Genomic DNA, 20,893 nt, shown 5'->3' with positions numbered 1-20,893 from the left:
TCCATGAACAGGGCTCAGGAGCGCTCCTGGTCGTGGACTCGCGATTGCTCGCACCGCTGCGCGGGAATCGGACGCGGCCCCTTGGCGAGGTAGGGGTTTCCGAGCCTGGCCAGGAACAACGTCGGCGCGAACAGCGGCACCACCGCCGACAGCGCGGCGGCCGTGACACCTGCTCGCACGACGTCGTCCGGGAACAACGTGGTCCGGTCCAGGAAGCGGCGGGAGATCTGCGCGGTGATCCACAGCAGCACCACGAAGCCGGCCATGCTCGCCACCGCGACCAGCATCGCGGGCCGGTAGCCGAGCCGCTCGGCCCCCAGCATCACCGCGACCCAGCCGAGCAGGGCCGGGAGCTGCCCCCGCTCGGTGGTGGCCGCCCACAGCAGTCCGCCGAAGATCGCGAGTCCGCCGCCGCTGTGCTGCCAGGTCTCGGCGACCCGCTCCGCCCAGCCGCCGCCGGTCAACCCGACGCGCGCGGCGAGCTCTCCCAGCACGCCCAGCGCGCTCGGCCCGTGTGCGGGTGCGGGTGCGATGAACTGCCCGGCGATCCACGCCAACGCCCACAGCGACACGCAGCACGCCACGAACTGCTGCCACCGAGTCCGGTCCAGAGCCACGAGCACCAACCGCCGCAATCCCCGCACAACCACCCCAACCGTCGGCCGATCTTCCGAGGATGGGCCACCCCCTCCACCCCGACCAGCACATCGCCGATGTCTCGCCCGCTTGGGTGAAGCACACGGATGACGCGTCGGTCAGAACGTCGCGGGGAGAGCGGTGCAGGGTCCGGATGTCGCGCAGGGCAGGGGGATCCTCAGCACTTCGGTGCCGTCCACCAGCCACTGGGCCCGGTCCGGGGCGGAGACGAGAACCCGGCCCTGGGGGTCGGCGGAGAGGCCGACGTGCGCCGGGTCGAGCGGCGGGGTCGCGAACGGCACGCCCGCGGCGAGCTTCCGGCCGGTGTCGGCGGCGTAGGTCGCGACCCGGGCGCGGCCCGGAGCGGTGCAGTCTGCGGGTTCCAGGGCGGCGATGCCCGGGCCGGAACCTGCGATGGCCAGCGGTCCGCACTGGCCGGTCGGGGCCGCGCGGCTTCCGGCGACGGTGGTCGGATCCGGGTCGGTGATCAGGAGTTCGGCCGGTCCGCCGCGTTCGGCGAGCAGCGCCAGCCGTCCGTCACCGGACAGGGCCAGGTCGATCACGCGCAGCTCGGGGGTCGGAAGATCGCGGCGCTCGCCGCCGATCCACAGCACGACCCGGTCGCCTTCGGCGTAGGCGACCCGACCGCCTGCCGCGGTCAGCGCACGACCGTCTCCGGCCTCGGCGAGGTCGCGCTGCCCGCCGCTGGTCACCTCGACGACCCGACGACCGTCCGATGTGGATACCAGTGCGAACACCCGGCCTTGGTCCTCCGCCAGATCGGCCACCTCGCCACCGGAGACCCGAGCGACATCGCCCTGCCTGGTCCCGGACGCCACGTCGAAGGAGGCGATCGCCCCGGCCCCCACGGCGGCCACGTAGTTGCCCGGCCGCACGCTCACCGGCTGCGGGACCGGTGCCTGGGAACCCAGTGCCACGCCGATGAACAGGGCTGCCACCGCAGCCGCGGCAACGACCAGGAACGTCGGTCGGCGGTAGGGCGCGCGACGGCGCCGGGCGGCGGCCAGCAGTCGTGGCAACGAGTCCGGCGCCGGTTCGACATCGGCGACGGCTCGGTGCATCCGGGCGCGCACCAGCTCGGTGTCGCGATCGAGTTCGTTCACACCCGCTCCCCCAGCAACTCCGACAGCCTTGCCACCCCGCGCGAGCAGTAGGACTTCACCGACCCCTGGCTGCATCCCATCACCTCGGCGGTGCGGAGCTCGCTCAGGTCGGCGTAGTAGCGCAGCACGATGGCTTCCCGCTGCCGTCGCGGCAGCCGCGCGAGGGCTTGGGCGAGCACGGCGCGATCGAGTCCGCGCCCGGTGTCGTCGGGAAGGCTGTCGGCCACGGCCAGCTGCGGTAGGTACTTGCGGGCGACCAGCCGTCTGCGCAACATCGACCTCGCCCGGTTGAGCACCGCCTGCCGCAGGAAGGCCAGCGCCTTGTCGGGATCGCGCAACCTGTTCCGCGAGTCGAAGACCCGCAGGTAGGCGTCCTGCACGATGTCCTCGGCGGAGGCTCGGTCGTCCACCAGCAGCACCGCTATCCGCAGCAGCTGCGCGTAGTGCTCCTGGTAGAGGTCGGTCAGCTTGCTCGTCAGCTCGTCCATTGCCGCCGACCCGTCACCCGGCCGGACGGTCACAGGCATTGCGATCGACACCGTCACATCTGTGCACGACGCCCGGGACCCCCTCCTGGGTTGTGGCCGGAGTTCGGTCGTTACCGAACCGGCTGCGATCAACGGCGGCGACTCTACCGACGCGGTGCGCCGTTGATCAGTCCATCCGGCGACTTCACGCCAGTGGACCAAGATCGGGCAGCGGAGTCCCGGTCGGGAGCGGAAGCCGACATGCCGCTCGCCGCGGCGCTGCCCCCTGGAGCACGCCTCCCACCTCTCACATCCTCATTACTCTCGCGAAACGGGCTGGACATTCCAGACGCGTGAGCCGATGCTCTAGAACTGCTGTGCAACCGCATCTCGCGCAGCAGGATTGGAGTCCGAGACGGTGGCTACGACAACGGCCCCGAGCGGTGGATCGGCTCGGAAACGCAGAATGAGTCCCAAGGAAATCACCACCTGGGTGCTGGTCGCGTTGGTCGGCGCGGTCAGCTGGGGTGTGATCGCGCTGGTGCGCGGTGAGGAGATCTCGGCCGCCTGGCTGGTCTTCGCAGCCCTGGCGTCCTATGCCATCGCGTACCGGTTCTACGCCCGGTTCATCACCAACCGGGTCCTCAAGACCGACGACGAGCGGGCGACCCCGGCCGAGCGGCTGAACAACGGAGCCGACTTCCACCCGACCGACCGGCGGGTGCTGTTCGGCCACCACTTCGCGGCGATCGCGGGCGCCGGTCCGCTGGTGGGTCCGGTGCTGGCCGCGCAGATGGGTTACCTGCCCGGCACGATCTGGATCATCATCGGTGTCATCTTCGCCGGTGCGGTGCAGGACATGGTGGTCCTGTTCTTCTCCACCCGCCGCAACGGCCGCAGCCTCGGCCAGATGGCCCGCGAGGAGATCGGCCCGGTGGGCGGCGTGGCGGCGCTGATCGCCGTGCTGGCCATCATGATCATCCTGCTGGCCGTGCTGGCGCTGGTCGTGGTGGGTGCGCTCAAGGGTTCGCCGTGGGGCGCGTTCTCCATCGGCATGACGATCCCGATCGCCCTGTTCATGGGCTTCTACCTGCGATACCTGCGGCCCGGCAAGATCGTCGAGGTGTCGGTGATCGGCATCGCGCTGCTGCTGCTGAGCATCGCGGGCGGCAGTTGGGTCGCCGAGTCCGGGATGGCGGAGTTGTTCACCCTCACCGGCAACGAGGTGACCTTCGCGCTGATCATCTACGGCTTCGTCGCCTCGGTGCTGCCGGTGTGGATGCTGCTGGCTCCGCGCGACTACCTGAGCACCTTCATGAAGGTCGGCGTGATCGTGCTGCTGGCGGTGTCGATCCTGGTCGCGATGCCGGGGATGAAGACCGCGGCGGTCACCGACTTCGCGCTCAACGGTCAGGGCCCGGTGTTCTCCGGCGCGCTGTTCCCGTTCGTGTTCATCACGATCGCCTGCGGTGCGCTCTCCGGATTCCACGCGCTGATCTCCTCCGGCACCACGCCGAAGATGATCGAGAAGGAATCGCAGATCCGGGTCATCGGCTACGGCGGCATGCTCACCGAGTCGTTCGTGGCGATCATGGCGCTGGCCGCGGCCTGCATCATCGATCCGGGCATCTACTTCGCGATGAACATGCCCGACAGCGCACTGGGCGACACCGTGCAGTCGGCCTCGCAGGCGGTGGCGGGCATCGGCTTCCAGGTCACCCCGGAGCAGCTGTCGGCTGCCGCGGCGGCGGTCGAGGAGGAGACGCTGGTGGGCCGCAGCGGCGGCGCACCGACCCTGGCGCTGGGCCTGTCCGAGGTGTTCTCGCAGGTCATGGGCGGGGACGCGATGAAGGCGTTCTGGTACCACTTCGCGGTGATGTTCGAGGCGCTGTTCATCCTGACCACAGTGGACGCCGGCACCCGCGTGGGCCGGTTCATGCTGCAGGACACGGTCGGCAACGTCTGGAAGCGCTTCGGCGACGTCAGCTGGAAGCCGGGCAACTGGCTGGCCAGCGCGGTCATCGTCGGCGCGTGGGGCTACTTCCTGTGGGCCGGCGTGAACGACCCGCTGGGCGGTATCAACCAGCTGTTCCCGCTGTTCGGCATCGCCAACCAGCTGCTGGCGGCGGTGGCGCTCGCGGTGGCCACGACGTTGCTGATCAAGGCGGGCAAGGCCAAGTACGCCTGGGTGACGCTGATCCCACTGGCCTGGGACGCGGCGGTGACGCTGACGGCGAGCTGGCAGAAGATCTTCTCCTCCGACGCCAAGATCGGGTTCTTCGCCCAGCGAGCGTCCTACCAGGCCGCGCTGGACGCCGGGCAGACCAGCAAGGGCACGGCCGACACCGTCGAGGAGATGCAGAAGGTGGTGGTCAACTCCACTGTGGACGGCGTGCTGAGCGTGCTGTTCGCGGTGCTGATCATCATCGTGCTGGTGGACGCGGTCCGCGTCTGGATCAAGGCCCTGCGCACCACCGAACCGCTGCCCAGCACCGAGGCCGAGTACGTGAAGTCGGAGCTGTGGGCGCCCTCCGGACTCATCCCCACGGCCGAGGAACGCCAGAAGCAGAAGGAGCTCGCCTCCTCCGGGAGTGGCGGGGGTTGAGCGGCACGACGCTGACCAGGCTGCGCGGATCCGTCCGCGCGGCCTGGCAGATCGTGCGCGGTGTGGTGGGTGAGACGGCTTACGAGACCTACCTCGAGCACCACCGCGCCCACCACGGCACGGAGCAGCCGATGTCCGAGCGCGAGTTCTGGCGAGCCCACATCGACCGCAAGGAGATCGACCCCGGATCCCGCTGCTGCTGATCCGAGAGCACGAGGGCGGAAGTTCCACCGGGAACTTCCGCCCTCTGCCTTTTGCGAGGAAATTCCTCGCAGCGGGTTTCCACTGAACGGTAGCGAGGCATCCTCAGGGGCGGTCGGCGGATCGGACAGTGATGCTCGTCCCTGGTCCCCGAAGAAGTGAGGCCCAACCTTGCGCACCCAGGTCGCGATCGTCGGCGGTGGTCCCGCCGGTCTGCTGCTGTCCCACCTGCTGCACCTGCAGGGCATCGACTCGGTGGTGCTGGAGCGGCGAAGCCAGGAGTACGTCCAGCAGCGGGTCCGGGCCGGCGTGCTGGAGCAGGGCACGGTCGACCTGCTGCGGGAGGTCGGCGTCGGCGAGCGGATGCTGCGCGAGGGCGACCGGCACGAGGGCGTGCACATGCAGTTCGACGACGAGCGGCTGCACATCCCGTTCACCGAGCTCACCGGTCGCGCGATCACCGTCTACGGCCAGCAGGAGGTCGTCAAGGACCTCAACGAGCGGCGGCGGGCTGACGGCGGCCAGGTGCTGTTCGAGGTCGACGACGTCGCGGTGCACGACGTGACCACCGAGAGCCCGAGCGTGACCTTCACCCACGACGGCCGGGCGCAGGCGCTGCGGGCGGACTTCGTCGCCGGCTGCGACGGTTTCCACGGGGTGTGCCGGGACGTCATCCCGCCGGACGTGCGCCGCGTCTACGAGCGGGTCTACCCGTTCGGCTGGCTGGGCATCCTCGCCGAGGTCGCGCCCTCCACCGATGAGCTGATCTACGCCAACCACGCGAGCGGGTTCGCGCTGCACAGCATGCGCTCGGCCGGCATCAGCCGCTTCTACCTCCAGTGCGATCCGGACGAGACGCTGGCGAACTGGTCCGACGCGCGCATCTGGGACGAGCTGCACGCTCGCCTGGCCGCTCCGGGCTGGAAGCTGCAGGAAGGGCCGATCATCGACCGGTCGGTCACCGCGATGCGCAGCTTCGTGGCCGAGCCGCTGCGCCACGGGAAGCTCTTCCTCGCGGGCGACTCGGCGCACATCGTGCCGCCGACCGGCGCGAAGGGGCTCAACCTTGCGGTGGCCGACGTGGACCGGCTCGCGGAGGCGCTCGTCGACCACTACCGCACCGGCAGCGACGCCGGGCTGGACGAGTACTCGGCGAAGTGCCTGGAACGGGTGTGGCGGGTGCAGCACTTCTCGTGGTGGATGACGTCGATGACGCACCGCTTCGAGGGCCCTGAGCAGGCCTTCGAGCGCCGCCTGCAGCGCTCCCAGTTCGACTACCTGCGCTCCTCGAAGGCCGCGGCGACGACGTTGGCGGAGAACTACGTCGGCATGCCGCTGCGGTGAAAACCGGTTTCGCACCGGTCGCCCGGGCGGAACAATTCGGCGAGTGGACTTCAAGGCGTTCGACGCGCGGGGATACCGGACGGTCGATGTCCGGACCGGATACGGCGAGTGGGTCGCCGACTACGAGAACACCGTCGAGGACATGATGGACCTGGCGCTGCTCGAGCGCCTGGTCGAGCCGAGGTGGTCGGCGGTGAGCCGGGCCGCCGACCTCGGCTGCGGCACCGGCCGCACCGGGCAGTGGCTGCGCGAGCGCGGCGTCGAGCACATCGACGGCGTGGACGTCACACCGGAGATGCTGGACCTGGCGCGCCGCCGCGGCGCGCACGAGCGGCTGGAGGAGGCCGACGCCACGGCCACCGGACTGCCCGGCGGCGCCTACGACCTGGTGATCTGCTCGCTGATCGACGAGCACCTGGACGACCTGCGGCCGCTCTACTCGGAAGCGCACCGGCTGGCCGCACCCGGCGCGGCGTTCGTGCTGGTCACGTTCCACCCGCACTTCATCATGACCTCGGGCATGCCCACCCACTACACCAACGCCGAAGGCGAACCGGTCGCGATCGCCACCAACGTGCACCTGATCAGCGACCACATCGCAGCAGGCCTCGGCGCGGGCTGGCGACTGGCCGAACTCCACGAGAACGTCATCGACGACGCCTGGCTGAAGATCAAGCCCAAGTGGGAGCGCTTCCGCAACCACCCGTTCTCAGCCGCCTACACCTGGCGCGAGGACTCGGGTGCGGTTCAGGGGCTCGGTTCCCCACCGCCGTGGCTCCCGCGATGACGCCGTGACCGACGACCACCCGACCTCCACGACGCCGACCTCCCGCACTGCCCCAGCGCGCGGGACACGGTTCTTTCAGTCTGCACTGAAGCGGAAAAGCCTGCTCACGGCCTCACGGATTCCCCCAAAAGAGTGGACAGCCCGATGTCCGATGAGACCGCCGCGGGTGGTGTGTAAGCTTGGCGCTGGTCGTTGTTTTTCTGGGTTCGTGTTTGCGCACGCTCGCAGGATTTGATGCGAGCGAGCAGCTTGTCCGTGGTTGTAGCTGGATAGCCGCCGTTCGAGATCCCCGGCCCGGGCTCCCACGAAGTGTGGGCTCCCGTCAAACGCTCCAGCTCCCAGGAGGAGACAGACATGGCACAGGGAACTGTGAAGTGGTTCAACGCTGAAAAGGGCTTCGGCTTCATCGCCCCCAACGACGGTGGCCCGGACGTCTTCGTCCACTACTCGGCCATCGACGCCAGCGGGTTCCGCAGCCTCGAAGAGGACCAGCAGGTCACCTACGAGGTCACCCAGGGCCCCAAGGGCCCGCAGGCCAGCTCGGTTCGCGTCTGAGCCTCGCACGCATGAACGCCGCCGGCTGCTCGCCCTCGGGCGAGCAGCCGGCGCGCTGCTATCAGGAAGGTTCCTCATAACCACCGCAACACCCGTGTCCTCCGGGACACCGGCACCCAGGCAGGCCGCTCCGGACGAGATCGCCCCGGTCCAGTTCGTCGAGCCAGAACCCGCCGCCGCACCAGAACAACACCAACCGGTCGCTGATCACAGCGAAGCCGGAATGCTCGACCTCCGCAGCCCTTTTAACGCGTAGAACGCGACGAAGCACCCCCGAGGTGTTCGATCGGCTGGTAGACGTGGTCTCGTGATCAACGGCAGCCTGGGGCGAGTGAACCGAGCCGAGCGCGCGGTGCTCCGAACCGCCCGCTCCGGAGAACCGATCGACATCGTCCTCGACCAACGGGATCGGCCGATCCGCGCGCACGTGCTCGCGGACCTGCTCACCAGGCGACGCGGGAACCACGCACTTCGCCTGACCGGCGCGACCATCACCGGTCCCGTCGACCTCACCGGCTCCCGCCTCGACTTCCCCGTCGAACTGCGCGAGTGCCACTTCGACGAGCCCGTCCGACTCGCGGAGGCCCAACTCGGCTCGCTGCGACTCCCCGGCTGCCGACTTCCCCACCTCGACTACGCCAGGCAGTTGCGCACGAGCGGCGCCGTCGAGCTGAACGAGGGCTTCACCGCTCGGGTCGACTTGGCCGGCGCTCGGATCGACGGACACCTGTCCCTCGACTCCGCCCACCTGACCGGCGACGCCGACCACCCGGGCATCGATGCGGAGCGAACGCTGATCGAGCAAGGGGTCTTCGGTCGCGAGACCACAGTCGACGGAGAGATGCGCCTGTCCCACGCGCGGATCTCCGGCCCGGTGGTGCTAGACGAGTCTCGCCTGCGCAATCCGGGCCGACGCGCGCTGAACACCGAGTACAGCACGATCGATTCCCAGTTCTCGATGAGAGACCTCGTCGCCGACGGAGAGGTCCACCTTGTCGGCTCGCGAATCAGCGGAGACCTGGGAATGCCCCGTGCACGGCTGAACACCCCGAACGCTCTCGCCCTGTCCGCGGACAGCCTCACCGTCGATCGCAGCCTGATGTGCTCCGGTCTCGTCGCCAACGGCGCGGTCAACCTCATCGGGGCTCAGATCGGCGGCGCGCTGGCCTTCGTGAACACGACGGTTCGTCAACCTCACGGCTGGGCCCTGCTGCTCATCGAGACAGACGCGCTCCTGCTCACGCTGCGCTTGGCACCGGAGTCGGAGGGCGCGATCAGCCTACGGGACGGCCGCTTCGGCAGGCTGACCGACGATCCGCCGCACTGGCCCGAAAAGTGCACGATCGAACTGACCGGCACGCACTACCAAAGAGTCACCCAGCGCAACACCGACGTCGAGCCGTGCCCCATCGGCACCCGCTTGAAGTGGATGCACCAGCACTCCATCACCACGCCGTCGGCGGTGACGGACCCCGCAGCCCCTGCGACGTTCTCCCCCGCGCCGTACGCGCAGCTCGCCGCAGCTCTGCAGCGCGACGGCTTCGACCAGGACGCGCGGCGGGTGCAGCGGTTCAAAGAACGCCGCCGCCACCGGGCGATGGGCCCGCTCGGCGCGTGTTGGGGAGCGCTGCAGGACATCACTGTCGGGTTCGGGCACCGCCCCGCTCTCGCGCTGGCCTGGCTCACCGGTCTCCTCGCGTCGGGAACCACCTATTTCTCGGTCGCCGGGCCGGTGACCGCGGTGAAGAAAGGCGAAAGCCCGACCTGGGATCCGTTCCTCTACAGCCTCGACCTGCTCATCCCCCTGGTCGACCTCGGCCACGACAAGGCGTGGGATCCGACGGGGTGGAGCAAGGCGGTCGCGCTCGCGCTGATCATCAGCGGGTGGGTTCTCGCCACGACCGTCGTCGCGGGTGCCGGGCGCGTGCTCAACCGGAGCTAACCTCGAAGGCGACGATCTTTATTGCGGTGCGCCGGTGCTGACTGCGCCCGTAGCATTTGGCGGTGTGGTCCTGACCGTCCGAGGTGGAGGGCTCGTCGCGGGTTTCCCACCTCGGCCCGTGCTTGCGACGGCGTTCGAGGCTTTCGGCATGGCCACCTCGGGACTGTTCGTGGCGCCGTCCGCCACTCCCCCGGTTACGGCGTCGTTTTTCCGCTGCGTCCTCGCTCTCCCGTTGCTGGCACCGCTCGCGCTTGCCGAGCGCGCCACCGGCGGACGCATCTCGCCTGGTCAGGCAGTATGGGCGGCCACGGCCGGAGCGTTGTTTCGCGGCGGATGCCCTGCTGTGAACGCAGGCGATCTACGAGGTCGGCGTGGGGCTGTCCGCCGTGCTGGTCAACACGCCGGTCGTGATGGTGCCCCTGCTGGCGGTGGTCCTCGACCGCGAGACGCTCAGCCGCCGGTTCCTGTTGATCCGGCCGGTGACGTGCACGCTGCGGACCGGCGGCGTCTTCGAAACCGGAGCGACCGGCTCCTCTCCGGCGGTCCACTCTGGATCTCATCCCACTTTCGGAAATCCCCCGGCGGAGTCCATTCCGCGGAAGACCTCCAGGACCTCTCAGGAAGCCGACCGTGCCGATCCCGGGCAAGCTTCCGATCGTCCCATCACAGATCAGCTCGGCGCGCGGTTGTCCGACGACGCAGGACGTCCACACGGGCCGCCGCATCAGAGGTCATCCGGTTCGGAATTGAAGTGCGGGGAAGGTGTACAGATGATCTTCCCCCCCTTTCCCCGCCACATGCTTCCACCTGTGAATACGGGGCCGATGGGACTTGACCCCACGACCTGACGGATGCAGGTCCTGTTCTGTCCTTGTCTGACATCGGTTGCCAACATGGCTCGTGATCAGCATGGATTGCGTCGCAAATGCCCCTCGAGGTGGGTCATCTGCGGATGTTTTTCGTCGTTTCGTAAAGATGCGGTGCACAGCATGTGAGGCACTCAGGCACCGCGAGGAAACGGCGTGATCAGCCCTCGCGCGACGGCAACGTCAGGAGGCTACGTGCCCGGCGACGACGCCTGATTGAGGGCTTGTGCCTCGTCAGGTGCTAGGCAACCATGGTCTTGGCGGGAAACGTCGTAGCAGTGTGTTCCGATGGGGCTGTCACGGGCTCGTGACTACCGACCATCAACCGAGTGTGGGGCTTCCATCAACCGAGTGTGGGGCACGTAAGGGGGTACCAATGAGTTCCGCATTGGCTCTATCGACCGAAGAGCTACAGGCCCAGCGCGCGAAACTGCTTCAGGAAGCTGGCATGGACTACACCGAACCTGCGGAAACGGGCGGAGTCATACGCTCTTCGTTCAGACGAGCGGTCGGTCTGGGGGGCGATTTGCGGCATCGACCTCCTACTCGGCGATGACCGATGACTCCGTCGTTTGACGCTGCCGAGGCGCTCCGGGGACTCGCGGACAATTTTTCGAGTCGACTCAAAGATCGCGCCTGTACACTCTCCACGGCAGTTTGTTTGCTTCTGCGTTACGGGTAACAGTTATCTCGCCATCGAGGAATCGATGGTAGAGCCGTTCACGCAGAGCTCCACTGACCCCCTGTTCCGTATTGAGTGTGGTAGGAGCAGTGGAGCTGCGCCAGTTTCGCACCTGCAGAACCATGCGCATCGCGCAGCCACCCTTAAGGATTGGGCTGCAGTGTTGCCACGCCCAACACTGAACCACCCGAAAATCGCTCACGGTTGACTGCCTACTGATGCGGCCGAACCGAACGTCTGTTCTGTGCCGAAAGAGGGCCGGGACGACCGTACCGCTTCCTTTTGCTCCTCTGCCCACGGACGGCGGAGTGCACGCTGAGGCATCGTTGCCTGCCTCAGAAACAGCTGAATGGATTGCCGGTTGCCAAGCCGCCCCGTTGCCGACCTGCCAGTCACACACTTCCGTCGCTTGGTTCCTGCCGACGCGAAGGCTCATCCTGATACACCCGAAAGAACTCTTCCTGATCAAAACTGAGGGCAGCCTACGATGATCGCGTGCAATCAATGCTACTTGCGACTGGGGGTTGACTGGGGAAATGTCCCTTCTTGGATATCTGCTCTCGGTTCCATAGCAGCCTTCGTTATCGCCTCCATTGCGGCCGCAGCAGCTTGGCGACAGGCAAAATACGCCTCGGCGCAACAGCAACATAGCGACGAGCAGCACGAAATGGACCAGGCTTCCAAGTTCGCCGCCTGGCTAAGTGTCGATCTGAGCAACGACGACAAGACCGAGCTGAAAGTCAATCTGCGATTCGTCAATTCAAGCGACATCCCGGTGCATGACGTCCAATTAATCGCGGGCATCATGCCGAATCTAGTGTTCAGCCTGGATATTGCTGAACCTACGGGCGACATCCAAGATGTCGAAATCGAAGAACTTTCCCGGCTTCTTGTGTCGCACATGGACCACTTCGAGAGCTTGCTAACACCGCGATTGAGGCGCAAATATCACATCGGAGCAATCGCGTCTATGATAGTCAGGAGTGAAGGTTACCAAATCAACTTCACAGATGCGAAGAATAGAAGGTGGGTTCGCAACGAGAAGGGGGTCCTCCACCTTTGGGACGGCACCCCGCATGGAACTAATACTCCGCACCGTGGGCTCGTGGAGATGTTCGGGGAAGATTGCCAAAAAGAGGGGGTGGTTCCTATTTTTCGGTAGCCTATTCCTGTAAAGGGAGGCCCAGTCCTCACCCCGTCGACCTGGCGTAGCCCTCAACAGGCCGTGCCAAGGGGGCGACCGGCGATGTCAGCGGGAGATGCCGGCACTCGAGCTTGCCCCCTCGACGCGGGCTGATAGCCGTTGTGGAGGTCGATGGGGTGAGGACAGAGCAGCCACGACCGAACCGCACCCGATGTGCCAGTCCCCTCACCCTGTTGGCATGCCCGTGCGGCGAGGACATCACTTTGCGCCTGAGCGTGAAGCCGTTCTGGCGGTGCGGGTCCGCCTGCCTTCCCGTGTGGTCGGGGCGCGGGCGCCCGGGACCGGCCGCCAGGCCGCGTGCCCGGGGTACCACTGCCCCGGCCAGGGAAACAGCAGGCAGGCGGCCCCGCAGGGGCCGCCCTCGATTCCCGCCTACAGATCAGGGTGATCCGACGTTTCGTGCATTTAGGTGCAACGCTGCCCCGTGGAAAGATTGCAGCACAGCATTCTGACCAGGGAATACGTGGGGCAGGTGGGACTTGAACCCACGACCTGACGGATTATGAGTCCGCTGCTCTGACCAGCTGAGCTACTGCCCCGGGGGGTGCTCGGTATCGGCGATCGTATCGAGGGCGTCACTGAGCGAGGTCGCCGGGTGTTCCGACCGGACGGCCCATCGTGATAATGGGCGGATCGGCGGAGAAGGCGGTGCATCGGAGTTGCGTCGGTTGGTCTACCGATCTTCGCGAGCGGAGTCGGAATCAGCACTCCGAAGGATCGTTCGAACCGCGTTCGGACGAGTGAGCACGTTGTTGTTCGCCGCTGCTCGGTTCTTGGCCGCAGGTCGTGCCGCAAAGCCGGAAATCCGGCAGCTCGTCATGTTCCTCGAAGGAGTCGGTATCCGGAATCTTGCTGGAATTGCCCGAATCCTTCGCCGGCGGTCCCTCGCTCCACGCGCGACTCGGTCGGCGGAAGCGGTGGGGTCATTCCGGTCGGGGCGCCCTCGCAGGCGAGCAGCGCCACCGCGAGAGCTGTGGTCGCGATCGGCCTGCTCATCACCGCTCCTCCGCCTCGGACGCACCGGTAACGCACGAGCATCAGGGCAGCTGCGGCAGTCCGCGACCGCAGTGATCAGCCGGGCATGACGAAGGCCCGGCGCCTGTGGGGTGCGACGGGCCTTCGGAGGAAGCGCGGGTCTCTTCAGCCGAGCAAGCGGAAGATGTCGAACGCTCCGGAAAGTTGACCGATGATCGCGGTGGTGGCCATCAACGCCCCGAGCGCGGCCACCGTCAGCACGGACATGATGATCAAGTACACGACCGCCCTGATCGGCTTCGGCAGCTTGCTCACCGAATCCAGATCGGGCAGCGTGAAGTGCGGTTCCTTGCCGATCCCTGGTGCGGACATCTGACTCCCCCGTCCCTTGTCAGTTCCCTCGGACGACCACCTGCACCCGAGGGACGAAGCGCGAGCGGAAAACCGTTGCGCCGAATCGCATCACGAAATCATCTCGGTCAAGAAATCGATCGAATCGTCAACGCGGTCGGCCCCTGCGGCTCCGCGCGCCGCGAGGGCTTGGCACGAATCATCCGCACCAGAACCGTCGGCCGCGAGCCGAATCAGGACTACATCGCGCACTTCGACCCTGGATCGTTACCCGGCCGGCGGCCCACGGCGTGCGGACCGGCGATGCTGGCGGATCGGGGTGCCGCCACGCTGGAACACCGCCGACCACACCAAGATTCTCGCACCCGCCAGCTTTGATCTTCGTCCGGGTGGCAGTGCGCCGGAACCGCCGATCGGGCATCGAACATCGTTCGCGATCGCACCGCAGGATGTCGCGTTCAGAATCGATCGACCTGGTACGAATGCGATTTCGAAGCGAGAACTCCCGGTCCGGGAACGAGCGATTCGAATCCGCGGTTCATTCGCGCCCGACGAGCAACCCCGCCGGACCGCCGGAGGATTGTGGACGTCCGTCCCGGGCGTCAGCCCGCGCGCGCTCTGCTAACCGGAACGTGTCTAACCGGATGGGTGCATGACCGGACACCCGTTCGGTGGCAGACTACCGCCGCAAGTGAGAGTGACGTGATCGCTACGATGCGTTACGAATGCACGCGTACCGCGAAGGGGTTCAACCGTGAGTCAGTCGAAGGCGGAGATGTTCGCGCCGGAAGGCGTGGACCTGGAACACCCCAACATCGCCCGGATCTACGACTACTACCTCGGTGGAAGGGCCAACTACGCGGTGGACCGCGTCTTCGGCGAGAAGGCGCTGGAGCGCTACCCGTTCGTCGCGCCCGCCGCCAAGGCCAACCGCCTGTTCCTCCACCGCGTGGTGCGCTACCTCTGCAAGCAGGGGATCCGGCAGTTCATCGACATCGGATCCGGTGTTCCGACGATGGGCAGCACGCACCAGGTCGCCGACGAACTCGTCGGCGACGCCAACTGCGTCTACGTCGACAACGAGCCGGTGGCCGTCGCGCACTCGCGCATCCTGCTCGAAGAGGAAGACGTCACCGACAAGCACTGCGTGCTGCACGCCGACCTGCGCGAACCCGACCAGCTGTGGGAGGCGGTCGAGGAGAGCGGCGTCATCGACGTCGAGCAGCCGGTCGCGTTGCTCCTGATCGCCGTCCTGCACGTGACCCAGCCCGGCCCGAACGGCGAGGACATCGGTCCGCAGGCCGTCGCGCGCTTCCGCGAGCTGGTTCCCGAGGGCTCCTACCTGGTGATCACCCACGGCACCGCCGACGACGTGCCGGACGAGCGCAAGCGGGAGATGGCCGAGTTCGGCAAGATGTACGACAAGTCGGCGACACCGGTGATCTGGCGTCCGCACGACGAGATCGAATCCTTCTTCGGTGACTACGAGCTCGTCGAGCCGGGCTGCACCTGGACTCCGCTGTGGCACCCGGAGGAGAGCGGTGAGAACGCACCCGTGATCGAGTTCGACAGCCCGAACGACTCGGTCGTCTGGGCAGGAGTCGCCCGCAAGCCCTGACAGCGCTCGCAGCCGCCGCGACCCGCTGGTCGAGGCGGCTGCGACGTCTTCCGGAACCAGCACGCACCTGGCGCCGCTGGGTACGCTCGAGGCGATCACCTGGCCCGACGACCTCGGGAGGACCCCGTGCCCGAATGGCGCCCCCGCCCGCTGCGCAGGCGCGGCAGGCACCCCGAGCCGGTCATGTCCCACCGGGAATCCGCGCCCGAGCACTCGATGGACCCCCGCGCGGCCGATGAGCGGCCGCTGGCCGACCGGCCGCTGATCGACACTGCCATCTACCGCCACGGCGTCCGCATCTCCACTCCGGAGAGCCTTAGCGAGACCTACCGGCAGCTGCCCGGCGCGGACGGGACCATGGCCTGGATCGGCCTGTACCGGCCGGCTGAAGAGGAGCTGCTGGCCGCCGCGGATGAATTCGACCTGCACAAGCTCGCGGTCGAGGACGCGATCGTCGCTCACCAGCGGCCGAAGATCGAGCGGTACGGGGACACGTTGTTCGTCGTGCTGCGCGCCGCCACCTACCTCGACGACGTCGAGGAGGTGAACTTCGGCGAGCTGCACCTGTTCGTCGGCCCGAACTTCGTGCTCACCGTCCGCCACGGGCAGGCCCCCGACCTCTCGGTCGTGCGGCGACGGATGGAAACCGACCAGGACCTGCTCCGGCGCGGCCCCGAAGCCGTGCTCTACGCGGTGCTCGACCACGTCGTGGATGGCTACGCGCCGGTCATCGCCGGGCTGCAGAACGACATCGACGAGATCGAGACCGAGGTCTTCGACTTCGAGCCGCACGTGTCGCGGCGCATCTACGAGCTGTCCCGGGAGGTCATCGAGTTCCAGCGCGCGACCCGCCCGCTGCTGGCGATCCTGCGCAGCCTGGAAGCCGGGTTCGAGAAGTACCAGATCGACGAGGAGCTGCAGCGCTATCTGCGCGACGTCGCCGACCACGCCACGACCGTCGCCGAGCGCGTCGACGGGTTCCGGCAGATGCTCGACAACATCCTCGCCGTGAACGCCACGCTGGTCACCCAGGCGCAGAACGAGGAGATGAAGCGCATGACCGAGGCCAGCTACGCGCAGAACGAGGAGATCAAGCGGATCTCCTCGTGGGCGGCGATCCTGTTCGCCCCGACGCTGATCGGCACGGTCTACGGGATGAACTTCGACGTGATCCCGGAGCTGCACTGGACGCTGGGCTACCCGTTCGCGATCCTGCTGATGCTCGTGGTCTGCCTCAGCCTCTACGCCATCTTCAAGCGCCGGAACTGGCTCTAGCCCAGACCTGGCGCTCGAGTCACCAGCAGTCCCTCCAGGCCCCATGCGGACCCTCACGTCGGCGCCGGTGATCGCCTCGAGCCGCCAGACTAGTCACTCGAACGTGCCGACCTTGCGCAGATAGCAAGTGCCGCACATGGATTCGTACCCGACGTCGCCCTCGATGGCGACCTGGCTGCCGTCCTGGGTGAACTCGCCGTTGACGGTGCGCGCGTTGAGCGTCGCCTTGCGACCGCAGCGGCAGATCGTCTTGAGCTCCTCGATGGAGTGCGCCAGCTCCATCAACCGCAGGCTCCCCGGGAAGCCGCGGGTGCGGAAGTCGTTGCGCAGCCCGTAGGCGATCACCGGGACCCCGTCGAGCACGGCCAACCGGAACAGGTCTTCGACCTGCTCACCGGTGAGGAACTGCGCCTCGTCGACGAGCACGCAGTCCGGCACCGCCGCCGCCAGCACGACGCTCCGCACGGCGGTGTCCGCGTCGCAGACGAGATCGACCTCCCGCGACACGTTGATGCGCGAGAGCACCACGGGGCTCTTGGTGTCGATCTCGGGCTTGACCACGAAGACGCGCTGCCCGCGTTCGGCGTAGTTGTGCGCGACCTGGATCAACGCGGTCGACTTGCCGGAGTTCATCGCCCCGTATCGGAAGTAGAGCTTCGCCACGACCGAACACGGTAGCCACACCCGATCACCGACCGACGCAGGCCCGCAACGCGCGTGCGAAAAAGCCCAGACCGTTGGTCTGGGCTTTGCGCTCCTCCGACTGGACTCGAACCAGTAACCCTTCGGTTAACAGCCGAATGCTCTGCCGATTGAGCTACGGAGGAATGTTCTCTTGTGTTCAGCACTCCCTCGCGCTGACGGAACTACTCTAGCGGATGCCCGAATGGCGTTTCACGGCACCCCCCGATTTGCTCCACCACGAACATCTGTGCAGGTCACGCGCAGTGAGCGGTGACGAAGACCCTGCGGAAAGGAAACCAGGTCACGCCGTCGGGCCGTTTCGGGTAGGCGACCGAGAAGCGATGGGACAACTCGGTTCGGAACTCGGCCCACTCATCGTCGTCCAGTGCCGCTCGTACCGGACGCAGAACGGTTCCGCTCACCCACTCCAGCACCGGGTCGTCCCCGCGCAGCGCGTGCACGTAGGTCGTCTCCCAGGCGTCGACCTCGACATCCGGATCGGCGATCTCGTCGGCGTACTCCAGCGGGCCGCGCACGACGTCGTCGTGGCTCAGCACCCCGTCGAGCTTGCCGCGCCAGCGCTGTTCAACGGCCAGCTCGCGGATGGTGGCGTGCGACGGGGCGTCGAAGTTGCCGGGGACCTGGAAGGTGAACCAGGCCCCGCTGGGAAGCTCGGACAGCCAGCGGTGCAGCAGTTCGACGTGATCCGGTATCCACTGCAGGACCGCGTTGCACAGCACGACGTCGGTGTCCGGCTGCGGCTTCCAGTCCCGGACGTCCTCGACCCGCGCGGGCACACCCCGCGAGCGGGCCTCGGCGACCATCTCCTCCGAGGAGTCCAGCGCTTCCACCTCAGCGCGCGGCCAGCGGCCGGTGAGCAGCGAGGTCAGGTTTCCCGCACCGCATCCGAGATCGACGACCCGTCTGGGGCTCTCGACGCGCACTCTGGCGATCAGGTCGAAGGCCGGGCGGTCTCGCTGATCGCTGAAGGCCAGGTACTTGCCGGGGTCCCACATGCCGTCACCTCCGCTAGCAGTACGCCCGTACCGTATACCGGGCGTCCAATCGCGTCGAGGACGGTTCGAGGTGGAACGAACTCAGGAAGGCAGGTCGCGGGACTGCCGCAGGCTCTCCACCAGCGCGCCGACCAGGCGGTCGAGCGCCGGTTCGTCCGTGCCCTGATCGGGCCGGATCTGCAGCTCGATGCCGTTGCGGCCGGGAACCTTGCGCTGGACGAACCAGGCGCCGCCACCCGGCAGGTCCCGGTGATGGCGGGACCGGATCGAGCGGTTGACGCGCTCGTGGACCACGTCGGGCAACCGGCTCTCACCGGTCAGCGCCAGGCGCTGAGGCCGCAGGTCGCGCAGGTAGACGGCGCCGTCGACGTGCCGGGTCTCCTCGGCCTCGGTCACGGTGAGCACGCCACCGCCCCAAGTCGCTTTGCTGATCAGGTGCCAGCCGACCCTCCGCCCCTCCGGGAGCCAGAGGCCCAGGTGGGTGGCCACCACCGACCCGTCCTCGCAGGGCGCGACGGACAGGACCTGCTCGTCGGGGTCGAGCCTGCCCGGGAAGTCCGCCGGGACCTCGGCGGTTCCGCTCAACTTCGCCAGCAGCCTCTTGATCACAGAGTCGTTCCCATCGCCTGGTCCAGCAGTGCCTTGCGGTAGCCCTCCAAGGCGACCATGTCGCCGAACAGGGCGTTGTACTCCTCGGCGTCCTCCAGCGGCGACATCCGTTGGACCTTGGACTTGATGTCCGCGATCTGCCTGCTGACCAGGCGTTCTTGCAGCCGGGCGATGATCGCGCTCACGTAGCGCGGGTCGTCCTCGGTCGTCCACTCCAGGGCCTCGACCGCGAGCTGCGTGCACAACCGGGCGCCGACCTGGCTCTCGCACTGCTGCGAGACCGCGTCGACCAGACCCGCTCCGCTCAGCCCTGAAGCCGTGCCGCCCGCCGCCAGCAACGCCTTCTGCACCTCGGCGTAGACCGGCTCGGTGAACGCCTCGGCGGGCAGCGAGTCGTAGAGCGGACCGGCCAGGGCCGGGACCTGGAGAGCGGCCTTGATGGCCTCCCGCTGCAGCCAGCGGGGGTCGTGCCTCGGCGGGCGCTGCGGCAGCTCGACGTCCATGCCCAGCGACTGCTGGTTCTCCTCGCGGCGCGGGCGGGGCTGCTTGCGGACCGGGGCTCCCGAGCTCTCCCGAACCCGCTTGACCACCTGGTTCTCGTCGTTCCAACCCGCCCACCAGGCGAGCCGGGCCGCGTACCCGTCGCGGCTGGCCGGGTCCTTGATCTGGGCGATCAGCGGCACCGTCCGCTTGAGCGCGGCGACGCGGCCGTCCACCGAGTCCAGGTCGTAGTCGGTGAGCAGGCTGCGGATGGCGAACTCGAACAGCGGCTTGCGCCGGGCCACCAGGTCCCGCACCGCGGCATCACCCCGGGCCTCGCGCAGCTCGCACGGGTCCATGTTGTCCGGGGTGATCGCCACGTAAGTCTGGCCGGCGAACTGCTGCTCGCCGTCGAAGGCCTTCATCGCCGCCTTCTGCCCGGCCTCATCGCCGTCGAAGGTGAAGATGACCTCGCCGCGGAAGGCGTCGTCGTCCATCATCAGCCGCCGCAGCACCGAGATGTGCTCGTCGCCGAACGCGGTTCCGCAGGAGGCGACCGCGGTGGGCACGCCCGCCAGGTGCATGGCCATCACGTCGGTGTAGCCCTCGACTACCACGGCCTGCCTGCGCTTGGCGATCTCCCGCTTGGCCAGGTCGATGCCGAACAGCACCTGCGACTTGTTGAAGATCGGGGTGGCGGAGGTGTTGACGTACTTGGCCTCGATGGGGTCGTCGTCGAAGATCCGCCGCGCGCCGAAGCCGACCACGTCACCACCGAGGTCCTTCAACGGCCACAGCAGGCGCCGGTGGAAGCGGTCCATCGGACCGCGCCTGCCTTCCCGGGACAGGCCGCACTTGATCAGCTCGTCGACCTCGAAACCCTTGTTCAGCAGCAGTTTCGTGAGCTTGTCCCAGCCGCTGGGCGCGAAGCCGCAGCCGAAGCGCTGGGCGGCGGACTCGTCGAAGCCGCGGCTGGTCAGGTACTCGCGGGCCGGTTGGGCCTCGGGAGAGCGCAGCTGCTCGGCGTAGAACTCGGCTGCGAGGCGGTGCGCCTCGACCATGCGCGAGCGGCTTCCGCGGTCGCGCTTCGGTCCCGGCGTGCCGCCCTCGTACTGCAGCTGGAGGCCGACCCGGTCGGCGAGCCGCTCCACGGATTCCACGAAGCCGAGGTGCTCGATCTTCATCATGAAGGCGATCACGTCGCCGCCCTCACCGCAGCCGAAGCAGTGGAAGGTGCCGTGGCTGGGGCGGACGTTGAACGACGGCGTCTTCTCGTCGTGGAACGGGCACAGGCCCTTCTGCGCGCCACCACCGGCGTTGCGCAGCGCGACGTACTCGCCGACGACGTCGTCGATCCGGTTGCGATCGCGCACCTCGGCGATGTCGCTCTCCCGGATCCTGCCTGTCACGTCACTCAGTCTAGGGCCAACGAGATCGGTTACGACCGGGTGTCCACCCGGTGCGGCAGAATC

At 67.6% G+C, this 20,893-nt stretch carries 17 protein-coding genes and 2 tRNA genes; 9 read left to right on the top strand and 10 right to left on the bottom strand.

The features are described from left to right. Window positions 1–14: 14 nt before the first annotated feature. The 3 genes from E1161_RS08155 to E1161_RS08140 form a co-directional block, all read right to left on the bottom strand. Window positions 15–623: a hypothetical protein gene (locus E1161_RS08155; RefSeq protein ID WP_235874878.1), complete on the bottom strand. Its 609-nt coding sequence runs from the start codon at window positions 621–623 to the stop codon at window positions 15–17. A gap of 132 nt (window positions 624–755) precedes the next feature. Further along, window positions 756–1,760: a hypothetical protein gene (locus E1161_RS27070; RefSeq protein WP_165939721.1), complete on the bottom strand. Its 1,005-nt coding sequence runs from the start codon at window positions 1,758–1,760 to the stop codon at window positions 756–758. Beyond that, entirely contained in the window at window positions 1,757–2,287 is a 531-nt protein-coding gene (locus E1161_RS08140) for a SigE family RNA polymerase sigma factor (RefSeq protein ID WP_235874872.1), read from the bottom strand. Before E1161_RS08140 ends, E1161_RS27070 begins: the two co-directional genes overlap by 4 nt. A 406-nt stretch (window positions 2,288–2,693) precedes the next feature. Here E1161_RS08140 and E1161_RS08135 point away from each other — a divergent pair, with 406 nt between their 5' ends. The 7 genes from E1161_RS08135 (at window position 2,694) to E1161_RS08105 (ending at window position 12,371) form a co-directional block, all read left to right on the top strand. After that, window positions 2,694–4,832 carry a carbon starvation CstA family protein gene (locus E1161_RS08135; protein ID WP_165939720.1) on the top strand — a complete coding sequence of 713 codons (2,139 nt, stop codon included), beginning with the start codon at window positions 2,694–2,696 and terminating at the stop codon, window positions 4,830–4,832. After that, window positions 4,829–5,035: a YbdD/YjiX family protein gene (locus E1161_RS08130; RefSeq protein ID WP_132621189.1), complete on the top strand. Its 207-nt coding sequence runs from the start codon at window positions 4,829–4,831 to the stop codon at window positions 5,033–5,035. The genes E1161_RS08135 and E1161_RS08130 overlap by 4 nt, the downstream gene beginning before the upstream one ends. A gap of 169 nt (window positions 5,036–5,204) precedes the next feature. Continuing rightward, the gene (pobA, locus tag E1161_RS08125) at window positions 5,205–6,377 is read left to right on the top strand and encodes a 4-hydroxybenzoate 3-monooxygenase (protein WP_132621187.1); all 1,173 of its coding nucleotides are present in this window, start codon (window positions 5,205–5,207) and stop codon (window positions 6,375–6,377) included. A gap of 43 nt (window positions 6,378–6,420) precedes the next feature. Beyond that, window positions 6,421–7,164, top strand: a complete 744-nt coding sequence (locus tag E1161_RS08120) for a class I SAM-dependent DNA methyltransferase (protein ID WP_207920142.1) — start codon at window positions 6,421–6,423, stop codon at window positions 7,162–7,164. A 354-nt stretch (window positions 7,165–7,518) separates the two neighbouring features. Continuing rightward, the gene (locus tag E1161_RS08115; protein ID WP_132621185.1) at window positions 7,519–7,719 is read left to right on the top strand and encodes a cold-shock protein; all 201 of its coding nucleotides are present in this window, start codon (window positions 7,519–7,521) and stop codon (window positions 7,717–7,719) included. A gap of 331 nt (window positions 7,720–8,050) precedes the next feature. After that, on the top strand, window positions 8,051–9,661 hold the full coding sequence (locus tag E1161_RS08110) for a hypothetical protein (protein ID WP_132621183.1): 1,611 nt from the start codon (window positions 8,051–8,053) through the stop codon (window positions 9,659–9,661). Window positions 9,662–11,696: 2,035 nt separating this feature from the next. Then, window positions 11,697–12,371, top strand: coding sequence for a hypothetical protein (locus E1161_RS08105; RefSeq protein ID WP_132621181.1), 675 nt, complete (start codon window positions 11,697–11,699; stop codon window positions 12,369–12,371). A 506-nt stretch (window positions 12,372–12,877) separates the two neighbouring features. Here E1161_RS08105 and E1161_RS08100 read toward each other — a convergent pair. Both E1161_RS08100 and E1161_RS08095 read right to left on the bottom strand, forming a co-directional pair. Continuing rightward, window positions 12,878–12,952, bottom strand: a tRNA-Ile gene (locus E1161_RS08100). Between the two features lie 601 nt (window positions 12,953–13,553). Continuing rightward, window positions 13,554–13,760, bottom strand: a complete 207-nt coding sequence (locus tag E1161_RS08095) for a hypothetical protein (protein ID WP_132621179.1) — start codon at window positions 13,758–13,760, stop codon at window positions 13,554–13,556. Window positions 13,761–14,514: 754 nt separating this feature from the next. Here E1161_RS08095 and E1161_RS08090 point away from each other — a divergent pair. Both E1161_RS08090 and E1161_RS08085 read left to right on the top strand, forming a co-directional pair. Beyond that, a complete protein-coding gene (locus E1161_RS08090; RefSeq protein WP_408011964.1) occupies window positions 14,515–15,357 on the top strand; it encodes an SAM-dependent methyltransferase in 843 nt (280 codons plus the stop codon). A 126-nt stretch (window positions 15,358–15,483) separates the two neighbouring features. After that, window positions 15,484–16,632, top strand: a complete 1,149-nt coding sequence (locus E1161_RS08085; protein ID WP_235874871.1) for a magnesium and cobalt transport protein CorA — start codon at window positions 15,484–15,486, stop codon at window positions 16,630–16,632. Window positions 16,633–16,725: 93 nt separating this feature from the next. Here the strand turns inward: E1161_RS08085 and E1161_RS08080 are convergent, their stop codons facing one another. The 5 genes from E1161_RS08080 to dnaG form a co-directional block, all read right to left on the bottom strand. Continuing rightward, window positions 16,726–17,295 (bottom strand): thymidine kinase, encoded by a 570-nt coding sequence (locus tag E1161_RS08080; RefSeq protein ID WP_132621175.1) that lies wholly within the window; start codon window positions 17,293–17,295, stop codon window positions 16,726–16,728. Window positions 17,296–17,386: 91 nt separating this feature from the next. Further along, window positions 17,387–17,459, bottom strand: a tRNA-Asn gene (locus tag E1161_RS08075). 111 nt (window positions 17,460–17,570) lie between these two features. Next, on the bottom strand, window positions 17,571–18,332 hold the full coding sequence (locus E1161_RS08070; RefSeq protein ID WP_132621173.1) for a trans-aconitate 2-methyltransferase: 762 nt from the start codon (window positions 18,330–18,332) through the stop codon (window positions 17,571–17,573). Between the two features lie 81 nt (window positions 18,333–18,413). Continuing rightward, window positions 18,414–18,941 (bottom strand): hypothetical protein, encoded by a 528-nt coding sequence (locus E1161_RS08065; protein WP_235874870.1) that lies wholly within the window; start codon window positions 18,939–18,941, stop codon window positions 18,414–18,416. Continuing rightward, window positions 18,938–20,830 (bottom strand): DNA primase, encoded by a 1,893-nt coding sequence (gene dnaG, locus E1161_RS08060; protein WP_132621171.1) that lies wholly within the window; start codon window positions 20,828–20,830, stop codon window positions 18,938–18,940. The genes E1161_RS08065 and dnaG overlap by 4 nt, the downstream gene beginning before the upstream one ends. Window positions 20,831–20,893: the final 63 nt, after the last annotated feature.

Origin of the sequence: Saccharopolyspora aridisoli (assembly GCF_004348445.1) — a bacterium.
Taxonomy (GTDB): Bacteria; Actinomycetota; Actinomycetes; order Mycobacteriales; family Pseudonocardiaceae; genus Saccharopolyspora; species Saccharopolyspora aridisoli.
This window is presented reverse-complemented; position numbering and strand designations above follow the sequence as displayed.